This is a genomic window from Desulfogranum marinum, assembly GCF_963675105.2.
Taxonomy (GTDB): Bacteria; Desulfobacterota; Desulfobulbia; order Desulfobulbales; family Desulfobulbaceae; genus Desulfogranum; species Desulfogranum marinum.
The window spans coordinates 1944806-1965987 of the sequence record NZ_CAXXRO010000004.1 but is presented as its reverse complement, the minus strand read 5'-3'; the positions used below and the strand labels follow the sequence as shown (position 1 = coordinate 1965987).

Genomic DNA, 21182 nt, shown 5'->3' with positions numbered 1-21182 from the left:
TACAACCATGCTTGATGTTACTCTTGGCCTTGCCATCCTGTTGACAGGAGGCATGTTCTTTGCGAAAATCGCGCAGCTTTTCAGTCTCCCTTCAGTGACTGGATTCATTCTTGCCGGTCTTATCCTGGGACCTTCCGGGTTTTCCGTCATCACCGCCGACACCGTCGGCCATAACCTTGATCACTTTATCCAAATAGCGTTGATGCTCATTGCCTTTGGAATTGGCGAGCATATAGAGATCCGCCGACTCGGTAAAATTGCAAAACAGGTAGGATATATCTGCTTTGGGCAAGCTGCCGCCACTTTTTTTCTGGTTGCGCTTTCAACGCTTGTTCTATCCTGGGCCCTTAACATTGGAAAACCTTTTGTTCACCATGGAGTACTAGCCCTGCTTCTGGGTGCGGTTGCTCTGGCAAATGCACCTGCCGCTATTTTACACATGGTTCGTGAATTAGATGCCCGTGGCCCCTTCACCTCAATCCTGATGGCGGTAATCGCTTTAGGGGATGGACTGGCAATAGCAACCTTTGGCATCGTTATCTCCATTACCCACCAAATGGTAAGCCCTGAAGATATCTCCCTTTACAGCGGCGCCCTTGGTTCAATATATGAAATCGGTGGGTCGCTTGCCATAGGAGCAGCCACCGGCCTGCTGACAGACATAGTTCTTCACAAAACCCACAACAGAGGAGAAATGCTTACCACCGGACTTGCCTTGCTCCTTCTTTGCGGGGAACTGACCCGTGTGCTTGCACTCAGCCCACTGCTGGCCGGCATGACCGCAGGTTTCATACTTATCAATCGTGAAGAGCGCGACATTCGCCTGTTTCGGATCCTTAACGGGTTTGAGCCACCTATCTATGTCCTTTTTTTTACCCTTGCCGGCGTTCACCTGGACCTAAGCATGCTCAAGCTAGCCGGCTGGATCGGAGCAGCATATTTTACCACCAGGTTTTGCGGTAAGTACCTTGGCTCCTGGATGGGTTCTCATTTGGCAGGAGCAAGCCAGACAGTCAAGAAATATATAGCTTTAGGACTTTTCCCCCAAGCCGGCATAGCCATTGGCCTGGTGTTTGTCATCAACAGCGACCCCCTCCTTGTTCCATGGGCAGAAGAAATCACCCCCATTGTTCTCGCAGGTGTTGTCCTGGCAGAAATTTTTGGCCCTATCTTCGCAAAAAAGGCCTTTCTCCAAGCGAACGAAACAACAGCACCCATGAACAAGCAGCAGTCGCAAAACCCGGAAAACTCGCTTCCAGGTCTACTCTTCAGCCGCTCTGACGAACTTCACCTGATGCCATGGGCCAGTGATACACTCTATCCTTCGGCTAACCCTAAAGGGGTGGTCATTTTCGGAGCAGCAAATTATGCCACGGTCCGTGGATTGGCCCGAGTGGCAACTATTCTCGCCCATGAATTCGAGGCCTTACCCCTGTCCGTCAGAATCATTGTACCAGGCAGTAAATGGAACATGGCCAACCCTAACGAGGATTCATTGTTTCTGCCTGAAACCGATGAGGTAAAGAGCCTTGGTTACCCTCTTTTAACGGAAACGATCCAAGGAGAACCGATTCCCGGCCTGATTCAGGCTGTTCGCGAAAATTCCACAAAAGCACTGGTTCTTGGCTACCCTCTTGGACGAAATCCTCTGACCATACAAAAAATCGTTGAGAAAGTTGCAGCAAGTGTCACCTGCCCAGTGGTGGTTGTCCGTTTTATAGGCACATTTGCCTGTGACCGTATCCTTGTTCCCATTCTTTCCCCTGATGAGTTGGAACTGCTCTTGCCGGTTCTGGATGCTATGGCCACCGCAAGACAGCCGACCATTACGCTTATGCAACTGCTGCACGCAGACTGCAGCAGGAAAGAGATAATGTCGGCCGAAGAACAGCTTCACCAGTGGCTCTCCATGAACCTGTTGGAAACGACCACATTCCCACTGGCCGTGCCTGCCGGGTCGCGCCTTGAGGCGATCCTGCAGGAAGCACGACATCATGATCTTATTATCATGAAAGCTGTAAGGCGACGTGGCCTGAACAAACTTTTTCTTGGCTCGCTTGCCGCAGCCGTTGTCACTAACTGCCATAATCCGGTGTTTACCGTCTATCCCGGCAAAGCATCCCCTCCCCCAAAAAAAACGGGTTAAACAGCTTATACCTCCAAAGCGTATCAGCAGCCTTGGCTTGAACAGCCAAACCGACAATTACAAGCGATACTCTCAGTTTCGATTAAATTCCGACTGATCTGCAAATCATACGCTGTGCAGGCGGCAAAGGATGCTTATTACTTACAGGGATAGATTTCCCTTACACAGACAACAGGTATATATGTTTCTCCCCACCACCCAAAAGGAACTCCAGCAGCGAGGATACCACTCACTTGACGTTATCTTGATAACCGGAGACAGTTATATTGACTCACCGTATATCGGGGCAGCTGTTATTGGTAAAGTGCTGGTAGATGCAGGTTTTAAGGTAGGCATTATTGCCCAGCCGGCAATTGACACCGACAAGGATATAAAACGACTAGGTGAGCCTCGACTATTCTGGGGTATTACCGGAGGTTCTGTGGACTCTATGGTCGCCAACTACACGGCTACCGGACGTCGACGCAAAAAGGATGACTACACCCCAGGTGGATTGAATAATCGCAGACCTGACAGAGCGGTTCTTGTCTATGCGAACCTGATTCGGCAACACTTTAAAAACACTGCTCCTCTTGTTCTGGGCGGAATAGAAGCAAGCCTGCGCCGTGTTGCCCACTATGATGCCTGGACCAATAAAATCCGTAAATCGATTCTCTTTGATGCCAAGGCTGATTATCTTTTGTACGGGATGGCGGAACAATCCGTGGTAGCCCTTGCTCGTTCGCTTCAAGATCAACGTACCCCACACCATATCAATGGACTATGCTATAAAAGTGATACCCTGCCGCCTGAGGCACTCGCCCTGCCGCCTTTTAGTTTATGCAGGGAAAGCAAGTCAGCATTTACCGAAATGTTTCGTATTTTCTATGATAACACAGATCCTGTAACTGCCACATGCATTGCCCAGCAGCAGGACAATCGTTTTTTAGTACAAACCCCTCCACCTCTCAACTTAAGCACTGAGGAGCTCGATGTGCTTCACGACCTCAGTTATGAACGTGAACTGCACCCTTATTATGCACAATCCGGATCAGTAACGGCACTCGATACCATTCGTTTTGCAGTCACCACCCATCGAGGCTGTTATGGCGAATGCAACTTCTGTGCTATTACAATGCACCAGGGAAGAACCGTCGTCAGCCGGAGCGAACGATCAATTATCGATGAAGTGGTGGAATGTACCAAACACCCTGCCTTCAAGGGTATTATTGCTGATGTAGGCGGTCCCACTGCCAATATGTACGGCATTGAATGCAAAAAAAAGCTCTTGGCCGGTTCCTGTCGCGATAAACGCTGCATTTTCCCTTCCTCCTGCCCCACAATGAATATCAACCATGCCGGCCAGATCGCACTGCTGAAAAAACTGCGAGCTTTACCAGGCATCAAAAAAATATTCATCGCTTCAGGTATTCGCTATGATATGATTCTGGCTGACAAAAAAAATGGGCGGTCATATCTGCGCGAGGTGATACGCCACCATATTTCCGGGCAAATGAAAATTGCACCGGAACACTGCAGCAACGCTGTGCTCAAAGCTATGGGTAAGCCTGACATAAATTCATTAGTGGCCTTTCGCACTTTATTTACGTCACTGAACAAGCAAGAAAAACAAAAACTCTTTCTCACCTACTATATTATTGCCGCGCACCCTGGTTGCACTCGCAACGACATGGAACAACTGAAAAAATTTTCACAGCAGGTCCTCAAAATAATCCCGAGACAAATACAGGTTTTTACCCCAACGCCCTCAACTTGGTCGACCTTGATGTACTGGACAGAGAAGAATCCCTGGACGGGTAAAGCTTGTTTTGTTGAAAAAAACACGGCCCAAAAAGAACGACAAAAGATGATATTGCTCGATGCAATCAAAAAAACAAAAAAGACATTGGAGAACACCACGTCCAAGAAAAGAAAAAAAGGTTCAAAAAATTGATATTACAAATTAACGGGCAAAAGATAGACCTGTTTGCTGGAAACAGTAATGCGGATTACATTGCAGTGATTACTTTTATTGTAATGGGTGCCTTGAAAAAGACGATTTTTCAAGCAAAATAAAAGTATAAATAAAGTTTTATCTATACTGCAGAAGTTAGAAGAAAAAGCAATTTGTCAAGGTGGCCTAAAGACTACTTTCTGCTGCTTGGTACACAATGGAAAAAATCCCGCCCCTCATCAAACAACTCGGCATGTGGTTGGTTATTGGGTTACGATTGGCACTAGGGTTGGTCGTCATGAAGACCGGATACGACCTGGCAGCAGGAAAGCTACACTATGGGCAGGCGTTTCTTGACGACCCAATAACTCCGCTTTTCATCATCATTGTCGGCGCTTATTTTTCTTTTTCCAGCCTGTTTGGCCTTCTATTTTCAAAAAAATCGTAACAGTTAGCGCAAAAACCAGGGCAAAAAAAAACTGCCCACCTCACACAGGAAGTATGAGGCAGGCAGAAAGGGGGTAGAAAAAGGCTACAACAACAGTTTAGAAATTCCAGAAAGTATCGATTTCCTCTCCAGACATATCCCAGACCACGTTGTGCGGAGCAATGGGTTCTTCAGCAAAAAATTCAGGCAGGCGATCATCCAGGTTGGTAAATCCGGCTGCCTGGTTAAAGGCTCTTTCTGTTTTCAGGATATACTGACCAAGGCTCACAACGTCATCTGCGGTCAAGGCAATACCAAAACGAGCATTGAGCATATCAATCAAAGACGGCAGACAGGTAGCATCGTCAAGAGCGGCAAAGGCGATGAACAGGCACATGCCGGTGGAGTCGATGGCAGCGGTCGCAATCTGCAGATTACGGGAAAGCTCTACCTGGCCCTCATGGGTCAATGGATCAACCGACCCACCGACACCAAGGATATTGGTTGCAATGGTGTAGCCCATGGTATGGTCGGCACCCTGGGTTGAAGTCGCATAGGTGATGCCGATACCTTTGATGGCACGTGGGTCATAGGCGGGAATTGCCTGATTTTTGACCACTGGTACCCGGGTAACGCCAAACGCTCTGCCCACAGAACCTGCGCCATTACCAATGATTCTGCCGAGCGGGGTGCCCTTGGCAACGTCTTCCTTGAGCATACGGCAGATACCTGCTCCATCACCAAACTCAAGCACGCCGGCTTCCATGGCCACACCAAAGGCCACCGGAATCTCAATGGAATCCACACCGATGTCGTCCATCAGGTTGTCTGCTTCGGCAACGTAATCCAGATCATCCACGCAGCAGTCTGCACCCAAAGCCCAGATGGACTCGTATTCAAAACCAGAGGTGCGATATTGCTTGTCAGGACCATTGAACACCTGGGAGCATTTAATTACGCAACCTGGGTGACAGTTATGGGAAGGCTTGCCGCCACGCGCGACAATGGTGTCGTGCATGGTCTCACCGGAGATCTTTTCGTGCCCTTCAAATTGGCCGGTTGTAAAGTTTTTGGTCGGCAGTGCACCTGCTTCGTTAATAATGTTGACCAGTACGTTGGTACCGTACTGTCCCAGAGCCTGGCTGATAGGATTGTCGATCAAAGCTTTGGCAAAGGCGCGGTTAGCTGTCTTGAAAGCCTCCGGCTCGGCAATTTCGACTTTACGGGTTGTTTCGGCAACGGAAATGAACTTAATTTTTTTAGAGCCCATAACTGCGCCCAAGCCGCCACGGCCATTGGAACGCATTTTGGAATCGGGATCTTTTACAGAGATATTGGCTGCAGCCAATTTCATCTCACCGGCAGGGCCGATGGTAATGACGCCTGTTTTTTTGGTAAACCGGTTTTCCACGGCCTCGGCCACTGCAAAGTTACCTTTGCCGATCAGCTCGGTTTCTTCATTGATGGTGATGCTGTCTTCACTGAGGTGCAGGTTGTACCAGGTGTCACCTTCAGGCATGCCTTCAATAATAATCGCTTTAACGCCGAGTCGTGCCAGCATCTGAGCAGAAGTTCCACCGGCATTGGCTTCTTTGATGGTACCGGTGAGCGGACTTTTAGCACCACAGGAAAGTCGACCGGAGTTGGCTGCAGTTGTTCCGGAAAGCAGCCCAGGGGCAAAGACCAGTTTGTTGTTTTTTCCCAGTGGATGACAGGTAGGCTCGACTTCGGCTGCAACGATGGTGGAGGTCAGGCCCCTGCCGCCATGTCCCGCCCAGTCTGCAGGCACATCTTCAATAGAAGTGCTCAAGTCGGTCATATTTACACGAAAAATTTTATCTGCCATAATCTCTACCCTCTATTTCTTTTCTTTTACGTTTTCCAGTGCCGCAAATGATAATTTTTGACCATCACCATTTACCGGAACATGTTCGCTTTTTAGGTTCCAACTACTTTGTATGCTAACCGGAAGGTGTGCATACAAAAGGCCGGAACACTCGATCCGGCCAATGGGAATACATATGTGGTGATCATGAAAGTGGAAAAGGAAAGGTGCTTCATAGCACCAAGAGCCCCAACCCGCTCACCACATTTTAGTGTCTATTTTTAAGAAACAAGCTTAATCTATAAAGCCCGCCTGCTCATGTCACAGGCAGCGGTAAGCGGGCTTTATCTTTTTTTACATCAAGTCCTACAGCGCAGCTTTGTAGATGGCAGCTACATCAAGATCCTTAGGAGTACGTGGGTTGGTGAACCCACAAGCATCTTTCTGTGCATTACCGGTCATGGTGTCGATGTCTTCTGCTTTAACATCTTTGCCATAACGCTTGCCGAGTTCAATCAAACCTGAAGGAATACCAACATCCGCAGACAGCTTCATGATTGCATCAAGAGCAAGCTCAGCTGCGTCACGCTTGGAAAGTCCATCAGTGTTTTCGCCCATCAATTGAGCAATTTTTACGAAACGGTCCACCTTGGCGATCAAATTGAAACGGCTAACGTGCGGCAGCAGGATTGCATTACATTCGCCATGTGGCAGATCATAGAAACCACCCAACTGATGCGCCATGGCATGTACATGACCGAGGCTGGCGTTGTTAAATGCCATACCTGCAAGATACTGGGCGTAGCACATACCTTCACGGGCAACGATGTCCTGTCCGTTAGCTACCGCTGGACGCAGGTGCTGGGCAATCAGTTCAATTGCTTTTTCTGCGGCAGAGTCGGTCATCGGGGTGGCGATGGTAGAAACATAAGCTTCAACAGCATGGGTCAATGCGTCCATACCGGTTGCAGCAGTCAATGCCGGCGGCATACCCATCATCAGAAGCGGATCATCAAGAGCAATACCAGGAGTTACACGCCAGTCAACAATAGCCATCTTCACTTTACGGCTGGTATCAGTGATGATGCAGAAACGGGTCATTTCAGAAGCGGTACCGGCGGTCGTGTTTACCGCAACATACGGAGGCATTGGTTTGGTGGACATATCAACGCCTTCGAAGTCATGAATCTTGCCGCCATTAGCAACAACAAGACCAACACCTTTACCACAGTCATGGGAACTACCACCACCGAGGGTAATGAGGCTGTCACAGTTATTTGCTTTGTAAGCGTCAACGCCATCATGAACATTATTATCGGTAGGATTAGGAATTGTTTCGTCATACACAACATATTCCATCTTCGCTTCGTCAAGCAGATCGGTGATCTGTTTGGTGATACCAGCACCGGTTATACCTTTGTCTGTAACGATCAAAGGTTTGGATCCACCAAGATCTTTTATCTTGGCTGGAATTTGCTGAGCTGCACCAATACCGATTAGGGTAACGCTTGGAATGAAATAACCGTATACTTCTTCACGAATTGCCATAATGAAACCTTCCTCTCAATGTGAGTTGATGAAATACGTTATCACGTTCGTTTGAACTCATTGCTTGTGCGCACCCCACTTACTAAGCAAACATCGTGCCAAATAAAAAAGAGTGCAATTACCAATTGTTACCAGAAATGACAGTTTCCGGGGGCAGACAAACTACCCCCTCTCCTTAACATTTTATTTTTTACTGATATCCCTCCAAACAATTAACTCATATCATTTTAGACAGTTACACCAACAAAGACAAAATGACCCACCCAAATGCCTAATTGCGTCAAAATGACCAGCCCATACTGTAAATGACACACGGCGGGTGACATCCTTGACTAAGTATATAATTGCTGAGGCATGTAAAAATCCACTTAGACTAAAGAGCAATCCTATAATCCCCAGCAGAAAGAAACAATATCTGCTGCTATTGCCTGCAAAGATAGAAAATGTAAAAGGCTAGACACCCATGCCGCGGGTATCATCATAAGGAGGTAAAATCAAACAGGGAATAAGTGGAGAGGGTAAGAACGAAGCAACCGCTACTAGATAAACACAGGGTGCCAAAGAGAAGTGTGGGTCGGTAGACTGCGAGATGAATGTGGTGATCATGTGATGCAGAAGGGTAAGGAGAATGGCTCCTGCATCACATGGTCATGCAAACGAAAAGGAATGGCACCCCATAGTACCATGGTATCCAGTTCGCTCACCACATTTTGGTGTCTAACTGAAAAACAACTTTATTAGACAAAGCCCGCCCGGATAAACCATAGGCAGCGGTAAGCGGGCTTTATCTTTTTCTACATCAAGTCCTACAGCGCAGCTTTGTAGATGGCAGCTACATCAACATCCTTAGGAGTACGTGGGTTGGTGAAACCACAAGCATCTTTTTGTGCATTACCGGTCATGGTGTCGATGTCTTCTGCTTTAACATCTTTGCCATAACGCTTGCCAAGTTCAATCAAACCTGAAGGAATGCCTACATCTGAAGACAGCTTCACGATTGCATCAAGAGCAAGCTCAGCAGCATCACGGGTAGAAAGACCATCGGTGTTTTCGCCCATCAATTGAGCGATTTTCACGAAACGGTCCATCTTGGCGATCAGGTTAAAACGGCTAACGTGCGGCAGCAGGATTGCATTACATTCGCCATGTGGCAGATCATAGAAACCACCCAACTGATGCGCCATGGCATGTACATGACCGAGGCTGGCGTTGTTAAATGCCATACCTGCAAGATACTGGGCGTAGCACATACCTTCACGGGCAACGATGTCCTGTCCGTTAGCTACCGCTGGACGCAGGTGCTGGGCAATCAGTTCAATTGCTTTTTCTGCGGCAGAGTCGGTCATCGGGGTGGCGATGGTAGAAACATAAGCTTCAACAGCATGGGTCAATGCGTCCATACCGGTTGCAGCAGTCAATGCCGGCGGCATACCCATCATCAGAAGCGGATCATCAAGAGCAATACCAGGAGTTACACGCCAGTCAACAATAGCCATCTTCACTTTACGGCTGGTATCAGTGATGATGCAGAAACGGGTCATTTCAGAAGCGGTACCGGCGGTCGTGTTTACCGCAACATACGGAGGCATTGGTTTGGTGGACATATCAACGCCTTCGAAGTCATGAATCTTGCCGCCATTAGCAACAACAAGACCAACACCTTTACCACAGTCATGGGAACTACCACCACCGAGGGTAATGAGGCTGTCACAGTTATTTGCTTTGTAAGCGTCAACGCCATCATGAACGTTCTTATCGGTAGGATTAGGAATTGTTTCGTCATACACAACATATTCCATCTTCGCTTCGTCAAGCAGATCGGTGATCTGTTTGGTGATACCGGCACCGGTTATACCTTTGTCTGTAACGATCAAAGGTTTGGATCCACCAAGATCTTTTATCTTGGCTGGAATTTGCTGAGCTGCACCAATACCGATAAGGGTAACGCTTGGAATGAAATAACCGTATACTTCTTCACGAATTGCCATAATGAAACCTTCCTCTCAATTTGAGTTGATGAAATACATTTTCACGTTCGTTTGAATCCAAAACTCTTACATACCCCCTCTCTAAAGCAACCATCGTGCCAGATATCAAAAACACATAATTCCAGACAGTTAAACGAATCCACTCTTTTCACAAAAGGACAATCCTGCCGGCAACAATACAGATCACCATCGAAACCAGCACCAACAACACACAAATAAAACTTATTATTTCAACAATATAAAAGGCAAAGAACAAAATGACCCGTACAGCCAGGCATATGCGTCAAAATGACCGATGCTTATCGGCAGACATACAAGCAAAAAAAAATCGCCCGGTCAGGCGATTTTTTTGGTGGTGATTTTTTCACCACACACAGTCTGTGTGAAAGGGAAGCTGGGGCAATACGGGAACCCTGCTTGTACTCCTTGCGAGCTCTGCTGAGCAGTTACGAGCTAACCAGCAGCATAGTTAAGTAATTTACGATAAAGTGTTTTTCTGCTTATTCCCAATGTCTCTGCTGTTTTTTGCCGGTTACCTTCAAAAACATCCAACATTTTTAAAATATGCTGCTTCTCCACAGTTTCAAGGGTAAAGACATCATCACCATTTTCTGACTGTTCTACAAGTTCCCGGGGAAGACAACGCTCGGTAATGATACCATTCTCTGCCAGTATCATCGCGCGCTCCAACACATTGCGTAATTCTCTCACATTCCCCGGCCAGTTATAGCGCAGCACACATGCCATGGCACTATCTATTAGTCGATACTCCATGCCGTCAGTATTTAAAATGCTCAGAAAGTAATCAACAAGTAAAGGCAGATCTTCCTTACGTTCTGCGAGACGGGGGACCTTGATGTGAAAGGCATTAATTCTATGATAAAAGGCTTCATTAAAACGCCCTTTTTCCACTTCTTCCGCCAAATGGCGATTAGTTGCAAAAAGAAACCGAATGTTAACCTTTCTTTCTTCTTTGTCCCCAACCCGCCGATAGGTCTGGGTTTCCAGTGCCCGCAGCAAAGATGCCTGCACTTCCATCGGCAATTCGCCAATTTCGTCAAGAAAAAGTGTACTCTCATCAGCAAATGCCAACAGCCCTTCACGCGTGTCATCAGCCCCTGTAAACGCACCTTTCACATGACCAAACAACTCACTGCGCGCCAGTTCTTTCTGTAGAGAAGCGCAATTTTTAATAATTATTGGTTTACCACAACAGTTGGACCTCATGTGAATCAGGCGGGCCACCACATCTTTCCCCACCCCTGACTCTCCTGTAATCAAAACAGGTATGGACGCCGGCGCCACTTTATTCACCAGAAACATGATTTCATTTATCATTTTTGAATTGCCGATAAATGACACATCATTTTTAGCACCGGCCTGTTGTCGGAGAATCGCATTTTCACGTTCAAGCACCACTCGTTGGTGGGCTTTTGCCACTAACAGATCGAGACGTTCCAGGTTAAATGGTTTACGAATGAAGTCATACGCACCAAATTTCATGGCTTCAACAGCAGTATCCACATCACCATGGCCGGTGATCATGATAACTTCTGTGTTGCTCAAACTTTCTTTAAGCTTAACCAGCAACTCAAGCCCTTGAACATCCGGCAATCGCAGGTCCATGACTATTACCGAAAAATGGCGCTCATTTATAAGCTGCATGGCCTGCTGTGCTGACTCGGCAGTGAACACCTCTCGGTTGCCTTCACTTAATTCTCTCTGCAAAAGACGACGGATCGGTTCTTCGTCGTCAATGACTAAAATAGCATATTTATCTTGGGGCATTATGGCTTTATCCCTGGAAGAGTTACGAGAAACGAAGTGCCTTCACCGTCGACACTACTCACCGAAATCTCACCATGATGGTTCTTAACAATGGAATAACAGGTGGAAAGTCCAATACCAATTCCCTGACCAACAGGCTTAGTGGTAAAAAAAGGCTCAAATAACTTATCAATGGCATCAGGCGGGATACCGTACCCGGTATCTTCAACAACAAGCTCCACGGCCCCAGCCTCATTCAATTTGGTTCGAACCAGAATATTTCCACCATCAACGGTGGCGTCAAAAGCATTGGTCAACAAATTAATAATCACCTGTTTCAGCTGTGACTCGTCTCCCATAATGTAGGGCAGATCTTCTCCCAGATCTGTTTGAAGCGACAGATCCTGCCGATCCTTCAAATGATGCTGAAGAATAAATAATGTGTCAGTCACGCAATGATTGACATCAACCGGCCGAAGGCTTGAAGCCATTGGCCTGCTAAAGGTAAGGAGTGTCTGCACGATATCGCGGCAACGATCACACTCACTGATGATGGTATTGGCATATTCATTAAAGTCAGCTGTCATTTGCAGATCGAGCTGATCTTCCATTTTTCTAAAACGACGTTTCAACCCTTCGGCAAAACCACTGATCGCTGCCAGGGGATTATTAATCTCATGGGCGACACCCGCGGCGAGCGTTCCCACTGTAGCCATTTTCTCTGCCTGATAAAACTGCGCCTGAAACTCTTTTTCCAGAGTCACGTCTCTTTTAAAAAGAAGGACCTGCCGTTCTCCTGTTGGTTCACTTTTGAGCGGCGAAGCTATAATCTCAAACTGCTTGAATTTTCCATTGACCTTATAAATTGCCAAATCCTTAACAATCTCACTTCTATCCAGCGATTTGACGGCAGGACAATCATCACAGGTGGTAAAATTACCGCGAAACACCTCGTAACAGTATTGGCCAACCGGATCGGTATCACTGAACCATTCCCTGAAAACATGATTAATCCGTTGGATGCGCATATCTTCGGAAAGGACGACCATTAAATCCGTGATGCCGTCCAACACTGCCTGCATCTCTTTCCGACCTTTATCCAACTCGACATTGGACGTCTTCAGCAGCTCTACCTTTTGCTGCAACTCCTGGTAAAATCCTTGTTTACAATGTTCAATCCCAATGAGATCATGGAGTGTCGTCGAGCCCATTACCACACCTCCTCACAAATCTTAAGAAAATCCCGCCAGGACGCAGGGCCGGGATTGGTCAGATTACAGGCATCGTTGACAGCCATTTTACACAGTGCTTCCATATCCTGTTTTTTATCTTCGTCAATTATCTCGCGCATGCGCTGAGAAACATTGAGAGAAGCAAAAAACTCATCTAACTTATCAATCCCCCCAATGGCGGTATCAAGATCAGAACCTTTTTGCCCGCCCATAACAATACGCCCGATATCAGCCATTTTCTGAATATTATATTTGAGGTTAAACCGCATGACCTCAGTTAGGAGTATAGGATGGATGACACCATGGCTCATGTCAAAATATCCCCCTAAAGAGTGAGCCAAAGCGTGCTCTGCGCCTAAGCCGGCATTACTAAACGCCATGGAAGCAGACACCGCTGCTGAACTAAGTTGTTCCAAGGCATCAAGCGACCGGGTCTCAACTGCGTGATGTAGATTTTTAAAAATCAATTCCACAGCCTTCAAAGAATGCATTTCAGTAAAGGGTGAGGCTATGCGAGAAAGATAGGCTTCAATGGCGTGTGCCATGGCATCTGCGGCTGACTGCACGATAAGGGTTTCGCTCTTAGTGCGCAGAATCAACGGATCAACAATGGAAATATTTGGAACCAGCGTGCGAGTTATAATCGACATTTTCACCTCACGCTCCACATCGGTAATAATGCAGAACTGTGAAATATCCGACCCACTGCCGGCAGTGGTGGTGATAAATACCATGGGCGGCAAGGGCCGTTCAACTTTGTTTGCCCCTTCGTAATCTCTTATTCTGCCGCCGTTACTAGCCAGAATGGCAATGCCCTTGGCAGTATCCATGGGGCTTCCTCCACCGATGGCGATAATGACGTCGGTACCGTTCTTTCGGTATAGTTCTGCTCCCTGCTCAACCTGGTAATCGCGCGGATTGGAAGTTACTCCCGGATAATAGACCCATTCTATGCCTTCTTTTTCCAGTATATCCATCAGCCGCTGGAGCCAGCCTGCATTTTCAATACCTTCATCACTGACAAGAAAGACCTTTTTTGCCCCTAATCTGCGAGCACAAAGTCCAGCATAATTTAAACTGCCACGCCCAAATATTATTTCAGGGACTGCGAATTTCGTAATTTCCATAAATTTACTCCTTGGGCCCCAGACACGATGAGTGCCTGTAGTAGCAGATCGAAAGAACACCGGAACTCTTAGGACTCATCGGATACTGAGTACAACCAGGCTCACCAGCTTCACTATTCCGATAAAACAGTATCCTGCAAGTCTAACTGAGTCATAAAGACACAATATATAAAATAAATAACATAAGCGAATACAGCAAGGTCATTTTGCAACCTGCCAAACCCGTTATCAAGGTCCATGTAAAGTACTGCAACCCAGAAAATCTACCCAGCTAAACTGGGAGTACTTTCTAAAAAGAGCTGCAGTTCTTCTATATCTTCTGCCGTCAAATTAAGGACCTCGGCTTCTTCTGTAGCAAGGAGGTCTACTTCTTCGTCAGCTTTTATGCCGATCCCCATTTTATGACAAACATAATTTGCCATACGTACCAATACTAACAGATAGTTATCCCCATCAAGGACTGGCTGGTGATGCTCGCGAGCAATGAGACAAGATGCCTCGGGTAACCCCAGTTGCTCCATCAAATTTGCGCCCTGTTCCGGATGAAGCAAATCCATTGCTCCAAGAAGCAGACTATTATTGATCTTTATGCCTTTATCCTTTTTTTTCTTTCGCTCAATAACGACCAAAATCAACAGTTTTCCCACATCATGGAACAGGCCGGAAAAAAATGCTTCATTTTGCATCACTCCAAAATCGAGGCGTTTGGAAAGCCAGCCGGCGGCAAAGGCACAGCCGACAGAATGCTGCCAAAGCTTTTTCATGATCACCCGAATCTTTGGGTCACTGCTCCGATAATATTTTCTGTTCATATCGAGCAGGATGATACTGCCGATTTCCGTTGTCCCTAACCTGACAATTGCTGATCGTACGGTTGTCGTTTTCACCAGACCGCCAAAACGAGCCGAGTTGGCAACTTTCAAAATATTGCTTGAGAGAGATTGATCAGCAATAATTATTTTTTCGATTTTACGAACGTCCGGATCTTTTTTTATAAGTTCCAGCTGCACCCGCATAGCCACCGGATCAAAAATGGGCAAAGACAATTTTTCCGATTCAATATAGGTTCTTACAGTATCTGCAAAGGCTTTTGATTTGGTCATAAGGTCACAACATGTAGAAAGAGGCAATGTGCGGAATGTGCAAACGAAACAAGAACAATACCATACTCTCTGCCTTCCAACAGTATCTTTTCAGCCAACTTTCACTCTTACCAAAAAAAGAAGTTCCAGAACCGATCATAATAATACAGCCCCCTGCCGGCACCACGAAAAAGATAAAAACAACACAAAAGCAGCCACTTTCACCACATAAACCGGAAAGAACATTATTATCACCAAAATTGATACCTTGAAATTTTCTTGACGAAACAAGTTGTTGACGGTAAAAACTGAATGGTCACTCAGTCAAAGAAAAACACCTTATATTTCTGCAATGCCCCGATCACAAACGAAAAAAAATGCTATCCTTGAGGAAGCCACAAAACTTTTTTCCGAGCATGGTTATTGGGACACCTCCATCAGCGACATCTCGCAAGCGACAGGTGTGGCTGACGGAACAATCTTTTATCATTTCCACAGCAAAGAAGAGTTGTTTCTTGCCGTCCTAAAAAACTTCAAAGAAAAACTGATCAGCGCGTTCTCCAATCATCTCAACAATCATGAGTTTGAGACAGGCATGGACATGCTCGAGGGAGTCATCTCTTTCTACCTGGCCCAGGCCAATAAAATGGAAAAACGCTTTTTCCTGCTCCATCGCCACCACTATTATCAAATTGCAGCACACAACCCCAACTGCTGGCAGCAGTTAGAAGAAATATACTCGAGCCTTATCGATATTTTTGAACAGGCTATACACATTGGTCAACAAGATCGATCAATGAAAACGGTTGACGCCTCCAAAAAAGCATTCCTCATATTTACCCTGGTGGATGGAATCGTACGATTCAACACCTACAAATTATACAGGGCAGATGCTATATACGACGAACTCATAGATTCGTGCCGCAGCATGCTGCAATCTTCAACCAATTAACTACAGACTACGGACACCTCAACTATGCTACTCACAAGAATCTTTCCATTTTTAGGTTGGTTTAAAGGCTATAATGCTAAAAGCCTGCAAATTGATTTACTTGCCGGCTTGACAGTGGCACTGGTACTCATCCCGCAATCCATGGCATATGCACAGCTTGCCGGGCTTCCCGCCTACTATGGTCTTTATGCGGCATTCCTTCCTCCCATGGTGGCTTCCCTGTTCGGTTCCAGCCGACAACTCGCCACCGGACCTGTGGCAGTGGTCTCCCTTATGTCCGCAGCTTCCCTTGAGCCCCTGGCCACTGCCGGGAGTCCGGAATTCATTGCCTACTCCATTGTACTGGCACTGGTAGTCGGTATATTCCAATTTTCGTTAGGAGTACTGCGGTTGGGCTTGGTTGTAAATTTTCTGTCTCATCCAGTAGTTAATGGTTTCACCAACGCTGCAGCCATAATTATCGCCTCCTCTCAATTTTCCAAGTTTTTCGGCGTCTATGTGGACAAGGCTCCGCATCATTATGAAACAATGATCAGGGTCGCTCAAGCTGCCTTTGACTATACCCATTGGCCGACCCTCACATTCGGGGCAAGTGCGGTGATCATTATGGTTGTCTTGAAAAAGATTAACCCACGCATTCCCAATGTTCTGGTTGCAGTAGCTATCACCACGGTTATTTCCTATTTCATAGGCTTTAATAATGATGCGTTTGTACCCACTCAGGCAATTCAGGTGAAAAATATTGACCAAACCATCACTTCCTTTAATCATAGTATCGATGAGATCATCCATCTCGGCAATGAACGTGCTGATATTGGAAAAGAAATAGACCAACTGAAAAAACAAGCGACCGGCCACGGTCCTTTTCTCGATATTATCAACCTCGAAAACCAGGTTACCATCCTCACCGCTAAAATCAGCCAGGCTAAACATCACAGCCATGAGTTAAGAAAACATTTACGGGACCTGAAATTTGAGGCGGTCATTGATGGCGATCAATATACATTTTACCCTAAAAACAATATTCCTGACGGTGTGACAACAGACGGTAACACTTGGAGAATCAAAGTCTCCAATTCAGTTTTGGACCCTGAAAAGCTCAAGCTTATGGGAGGGGGTGCTATTGTCGGTAAAATTCCAGAAGGCCTGCCTACCCTTACCGTTCCACAGCTCAACGTCAAATCATTTTTAAAGCTGCTTCCTACAGCCATTATCATCTCTTTACTTGGTTTTATGGAAGCCATCGCCATTGCCAAAGCCATGGCTGCCAAAACCGGTCAAAAGCTTGATCCTAACCAGGAACTCATCGGCCAGGGTCTCGCCAATATTTTTGGTTCTATCGGCTCCTCCTACGCGGTTTCCGGTTCTTTTTCGCGTTCTGCTGTAAACCTTCAGGCCGGTGCGGTTTCAGGAGTATCGAGCGTTATCACCAGTATCATGGTTATCATCACTCTCCTGTTTCTTACCCCGCTGCTTTACCACCTGCCCCAGGCAGTACTTGCAGCAGTCATCATGATGGCCGTTATCGGATTGGTGAACACCAAGGGTTTTGTTCATGCATGGCATGCACAAAAGCATGACGGTATCATTTCCGTTATCACTTTTTTCGTCACGCTGGCCTATGCGCCTCACCTTGATAAAGGCATCATGGTTGGTGTTGCACTCTCCATGGCTGTATTCCTTTATCGCTCCATGCGACCTGTAGTGGCCAAATTGTCCATGCACAAAGATGCTTCCCTGCAGAGCATGGAACATTACCGTCTTCGTGGCTGCCGCCATATAGCAGTTGTTCGATTCGACGGCGCCCTCTTTTTTGCCAATGCCAGTTATCTGGATGAACAGATCATCAAGTTCCGTACAGAAATGCCGGACTTGCGCTACATACTGCTGGATGCCAGCGGCATCAATGATATTGACGCTTCAGGTGAAGAAGAACTGGCTCTGATTGTAGCTCGGATGCACGCTGCGGGCTTAGGATTTGCGGTCTGTAATGCTAAAGGACCTATCCTGCAGGTACTTGATCGCACACACCTGTTTGACAAAATCGGCAGTGAAAATTTCTACCCAACAACCAAGGATGCTGTGGCAGACATCATGACCAAAGTGCATGATAATACCGACCTGCCCGCAGAAGGATGTAAAAACTGCCCGTTGACACAGTATATCCCCAGCTAGCCTCTCAGCCTCAAGTTCACAATTGATCTTGAATCACCAGCGGGTGCATCACAGTCTTGATGCACCCGCTTTTTTGTAAATTTTCATTAACACCCTTCGGACTAAAAAATTACCAGTTGAGAGCAAGACGAGGGTATGTGTCATTCCTTGAATGACTTACCTTTTCCATTGTTCCACCATGCAATAGCCCGAGGTTCCTCTGCGCAGAGTTACAGAATGAAACATCTGAGCTAAAGGGAAACGATATGTGGCTGGCCGGTCAGCCAAAAAAATCAAGCAATTGATAGCCTATTATCGTATGATATGAAATTTCATTTTCCGTACCTACTTTTTATACCATTACTTTTCCTGATCAATACTCAAGCAAAAAATAAAGAACCATGAGCCAGAGCAAAGGAGCCAATGCAGCCGAAGTATCGCCAGTCCACCTCTCTGAGGGAAATTGGTACCCGGCAAACCTCCAGGACATACGACAGATCATTGAAGAGCTGACCAGATCCGCCAGTCAAGAACGACTCGTTGCTGTATTTGATTTTGATAATACCTGTATATTCCGTGATATCGGCCAGGCAGTTTTTCGGTACCAGTTGTATGCACTGCGGTACAGAATAACACCGGAAAAATTTGCAGCCCTTTTGCCAACCAGTAACGAGATACTGGACGGCAAACCCATGGAACGGATTGTAGCGACCCTGGTGGACCTTTACTCCCAATTATGGTCTTTCGTCGAACAAAAACAAGTAGAAGAAGCCTTCAAACTGGATATATACCCACAGTTTACTACACTCCTGCTGTGGTTCACGGAAAAGGCCAGGAAACATGAAAGACTTGGTCCACGTTACGTTCTCCCTCTTTTGGCTCAGTTACTTGCCGGCTTTTCAACAACTGAACTGGCCCGACTTACAGCAGAAGTGATCGCCAGTATCGAAAAAGAGCCGCTGCAAACAGCAAGCGTGCAAGCCGTATTGCCCGCACCCATCGAACAGGTGACCACATCCTATGAACAAGGCCTTCAGCCGTTTAGTGAAATGCGTATCCTGATCGACTGGCTTACATCTGTCGGGGTGGAATGCCATATTGTCTCGGCCAGCACAGATTGGCTGGTCAAGGCAAGCGCTAAAAAACTTGGCTTTACTGTACTACCGGAAAATATCTATGGTATACGAGTGGCTCTGGAAGAAAACGAGGTGCTCAGCGAACAGGAGCAACCAGGTTATCCGGTTACATTCAGGGAGGGAAAGGTAGAGGTCATAGAGCGTTTTATTCAGGCTAGGCCGATAATGGTAGCAGGTGACGCAGACACAGATTATGAGATGTTGACACTCCCGGACGTCCCTGTCCGTCTGATTATCAACCGACTGCAAACAGGAATAATCAGCTCACTCTATACAGACAGCCGTTTTCTGCTCCAAGGTATCAATATTGCCACTGGTCGGTTTCGACCTTCTGCAACCACCATCGTCTCTTAGGAGCTGTCAAGATTATTTACGGACAGCTCCTTACCCCATACTCTTGCGAAATACGTTATATCGCTTATTGCCGAAAACGTGGATAAAACGACCCAGCTCCTGCTGTCGACCTCAGCCCATCAGAAACCAAGGCTAATGACGATGGTGGTGTTGATCACTTCTTCATAGTTTTTGCAAAATCCAGCATTCGCTGAATAGGGAGCCTTGCTTTTTGAGCCAGTTCCGGTGAAACAAAGATTTCATTTTCACCGGTTTCCAGTACCCATGCCAGCTTTTCCAGACTGTTCATCCCCATCCAAGGGCAATGAGCGCAGGTCTGACAGGTAGCTCCCTCACCACTGGTAGGTGCTTCTATAAGGGTTTTTCCAGGGGCAAGCTGCTTCATTTTATTAAAAATGCCGGCATCTGTCGCCACAATAAATTCTTCATTGGACATATTCTCAACCGCTTTAATCATGGCGGTTGTCGAACCGACGAGATCAGCCTGGTCAACAATTGCTTGAGGTGATTCCGGGTGAACCAAAACAGCTGCATTGGGGTGTACTTTACGCAGCCGCATAAGCGCTGTTGACTTAAATTCCTCATGCACTACACAGGCTCCGGGCCAAAACACCATTTCAATACCAGTTAAACGCTGCACATACCTACCAAGGTGCTTATCCGGTCCCCACAATATTTTTTCCCCTTTACTTGCAAGATGCTCGACAATGGACAGAGCTATACCGGAAGTCACAACCCAATCTGATCTTGCCTTTACCTCTGCACTGGTATTGGCGTACACCACGACCGTATGATCTGGATACTGATCACAAAAAGCGCTGAAAACATCAGCTGGGCAGCCTTCATCCAACGAACAGGTTGCATCCAGGTCAGGCATCAGAACCCGTTTTTCGTTATTGAGTATTTTTGAGGTCTCTCCCATAAAACGAACACCGGAAACGACAAGAGTAGTGGCAGGATGTTCTGTTCCAAAGCGTGCCATTTCAAGAGAATCGGCCACACACCCACCGGTTTCTTCTGCCAGGTCCTGTAAGTCACCATCTGTATAATAATGGGCAACTAGTACACCATTTTCCTTTTTGAGCAGTTGTTTTATCTTATCCTTCAATGCAGTCTTTTCACCCTCTGACAACTCTTTTTTTTCAGGGTGATCCGGGATCTTTACTTCTGGGATAAGTATATCAGCCTCTTTCTTGAGCAATGTGTTTTCCATAATATGCTGCTTCACTTCAATGAGATTAAATAATGCTTTGCACAAGCACGTTTTTAAGATTGCCTAAAATCTAAAACAAACATTTCACCCCCGCATCTCCTCTGCGCGGGTTCAAACCGACCAAACGAGGTACTGCCTGTTGTTTTCCAGAAGAAATTACTGAAAATGTGATCCGGCACTATTTATGGGGCAACACAACCTGTGCGATGTGCTGGTAACGCCTAACCACTCAAAATACAGTCCATCTGCCGTGTATAACGGCTCCGCCATAACTTTGCTAGTATTATTGGTAATAAAG

General features: G+C 46.5%; 14 protein-coding genes. 6 read left to right on the top strand and 8 right to left on the bottom strand.

What is annotated here, in order from left to right:
* The first annotated feature begins 7 nt into the window (after positions 1-7).
* The 3 genes from ACHZCY_RS17340 (at position 8) to ACHZCY_RS17330 (ending at position 4527) form a co-directional block, all read left to right on the top strand.
* Positions 8-2146, top strand: a complete 2139-nt coding sequence (locus tag ACHZCY_RS17340; RefSeq protein ID WP_319549800.1) for a cation:proton antiporter domain-containing protein — start codon at positions 8-10, stop codon at positions 2144-2146.
* Between the two features lie 181 nt (positions 2147-2327).
* The gene (locus ACHZCY_RS17335) at positions 2328-4079 is read left to right on the top strand and encodes a YgiQ family radical SAM protein (protein ID WP_319549799.1); all 1752 of its coding nucleotides are present in this window, start codon (positions 2328-2330) and stop codon (positions 4077-4079) included.
* Positions 4080-4296: 217 nt separating this feature from the next.
* The gene (locus ACHZCY_RS17330; protein ID WP_205224841.1) at positions 4297-4527 is read left to right on the top strand and encodes a hypothetical protein; all 231 of its coding nucleotides are present in this window, start codon (positions 4297-4299) and stop codon (positions 4525-4527) included.
* 97 nt (positions 4528-4624) lie between these two features.
* Here the strand turns inward: ACHZCY_RS17330 and ACHZCY_RS17325 are convergent, their stop codons facing one another.
* The 7 genes from ACHZCY_RS17325 to ACHZCY_RS17295 all read right to left on the bottom strand — a co-directional run bounded on the left by ACHZCY_RS17325 (position 4625) and on the right by ACHZCY_RS17295 (position 15096).
* Positions 4625-6352, bottom strand: a complete 1728-nt coding sequence (locus tag ACHZCY_RS17325; RefSeq protein WP_319548179.1) for an aldehyde ferredoxin oxidoreductase family protein — start codon at positions 6350-6352, stop codon at positions 4625-4627.
* 345 nt (positions 6353-6697) lie between these two features.
* Positions 6698-7879: an iron-containing alcohol dehydrogenase gene (locus ACHZCY_RS17320; protein ID WP_319549798.1), complete on the bottom strand. Its 1182-nt coding sequence runs from the start codon at positions 7877-7879 to the stop codon at positions 6698-6700.
* An 806-nt stretch (positions 7880-8685) separates the two neighbouring features.
* Complete coding sequence (locus ACHZCY_RS17315; RefSeq protein ID WP_319549797.1) at positions 8686-9867, bottom strand: iron-containing alcohol dehydrogenase; 1182 nt, start codon at positions 9865-9867, stop codon at positions 8686-8688.
* 453 nt (positions 9868-10320) lie between these two features.
* Positions 10321-11655: a sigma-54-dependent transcriptional regulator gene (locus ACHZCY_RS17310; protein WP_319549796.1), complete on the bottom strand. Its 1335-nt coding sequence runs from the start codon at positions 11653-11655 to the stop codon at positions 10321-10323.
* The gene (locus ACHZCY_RS17305) at positions 11655-12845 is read right to left on the bottom strand and encodes a two-component system sensor histidine kinase NtrB (protein WP_319549795.1); all 1191 of its coding nucleotides are present in this window, start codon (positions 12843-12845) and stop codon (positions 11655-11657) included. The genes ACHZCY_RS17310 and ACHZCY_RS17305 overlap by 1 nt, the downstream gene beginning before the upstream one ends.
* Positions 12845-13993 carry an iron-containing alcohol dehydrogenase gene (locus ACHZCY_RS17300; RefSeq protein WP_319549794.1) on the bottom strand — a complete coding sequence of 383 codons (1149 nt, stop codon included), beginning with the start codon at positions 13991-13993 and terminating at the stop codon, positions 12845-12847. Before ACHZCY_RS17300 ends, ACHZCY_RS17305 begins: the two co-directional genes overlap by 1 nt.
* A 263-nt stretch (positions 13994-14256) precedes the next feature.
* A complete protein-coding gene (locus tag ACHZCY_RS17295) occupies positions 14257-15096 on the bottom strand; it encodes an HDOD domain-containing protein (RefSeq protein WP_205224524.1) in 840 nt (279 codons plus the stop codon).
* Positions 15097-15427: 331 nt separating this feature from the next.
* On the opposite strand from ACHZCY_RS17295, the gene ACHZCY_RS17290 reads away from it, so the two are divergent.
* The 3 genes from ACHZCY_RS17290 (at position 15428) to ACHZCY_RS17280 (ending at position 19671) form a co-directional block, all read left to right on the top strand.
* On the top strand, positions 15428-16027 hold the full coding sequence (locus ACHZCY_RS17290) for a TetR/AcrR family transcriptional regulator (protein WP_205224523.1): 600 nt from the start codon (positions 15428-15430) through the stop codon (positions 16025-16027).
* Positions 16028-16051: 24 nt separating this feature from the next.
* Positions 16052-18202: a SulP family inorganic anion transporter gene (locus ACHZCY_RS17285; RefSeq protein WP_205224522.1), complete on the top strand. Its 2151-nt coding sequence runs from the start codon at positions 16052-16054 to the stop codon at positions 18200-18202.
* 380 nt (positions 18203-18582) lie between these two features.
* Positions 18583-19671, top strand: a complete 1089-nt coding sequence (locus tag ACHZCY_RS17280; protein ID WP_319549793.1) for a haloacid dehalogenase-like hydrolase — start codon at positions 18583-18585, stop codon at positions 19669-19671.
* A gap of 154 nt (positions 19672-19825) precedes the next feature.
* Here the strand turns inward: ACHZCY_RS17280 and nadA are convergent, their stop codons facing one another.
* Complete coding sequence (nadA, locus tag ACHZCY_RS17275; protein ID WP_205224520.1) at positions 19826-20884, bottom strand: quinolinate synthase NadA; 1059 nt, start codon at positions 20882-20884, stop codon at positions 19826-19828.
* Between the last annotated feature and the right edge of the window lie 298 nt (positions 20885-21182).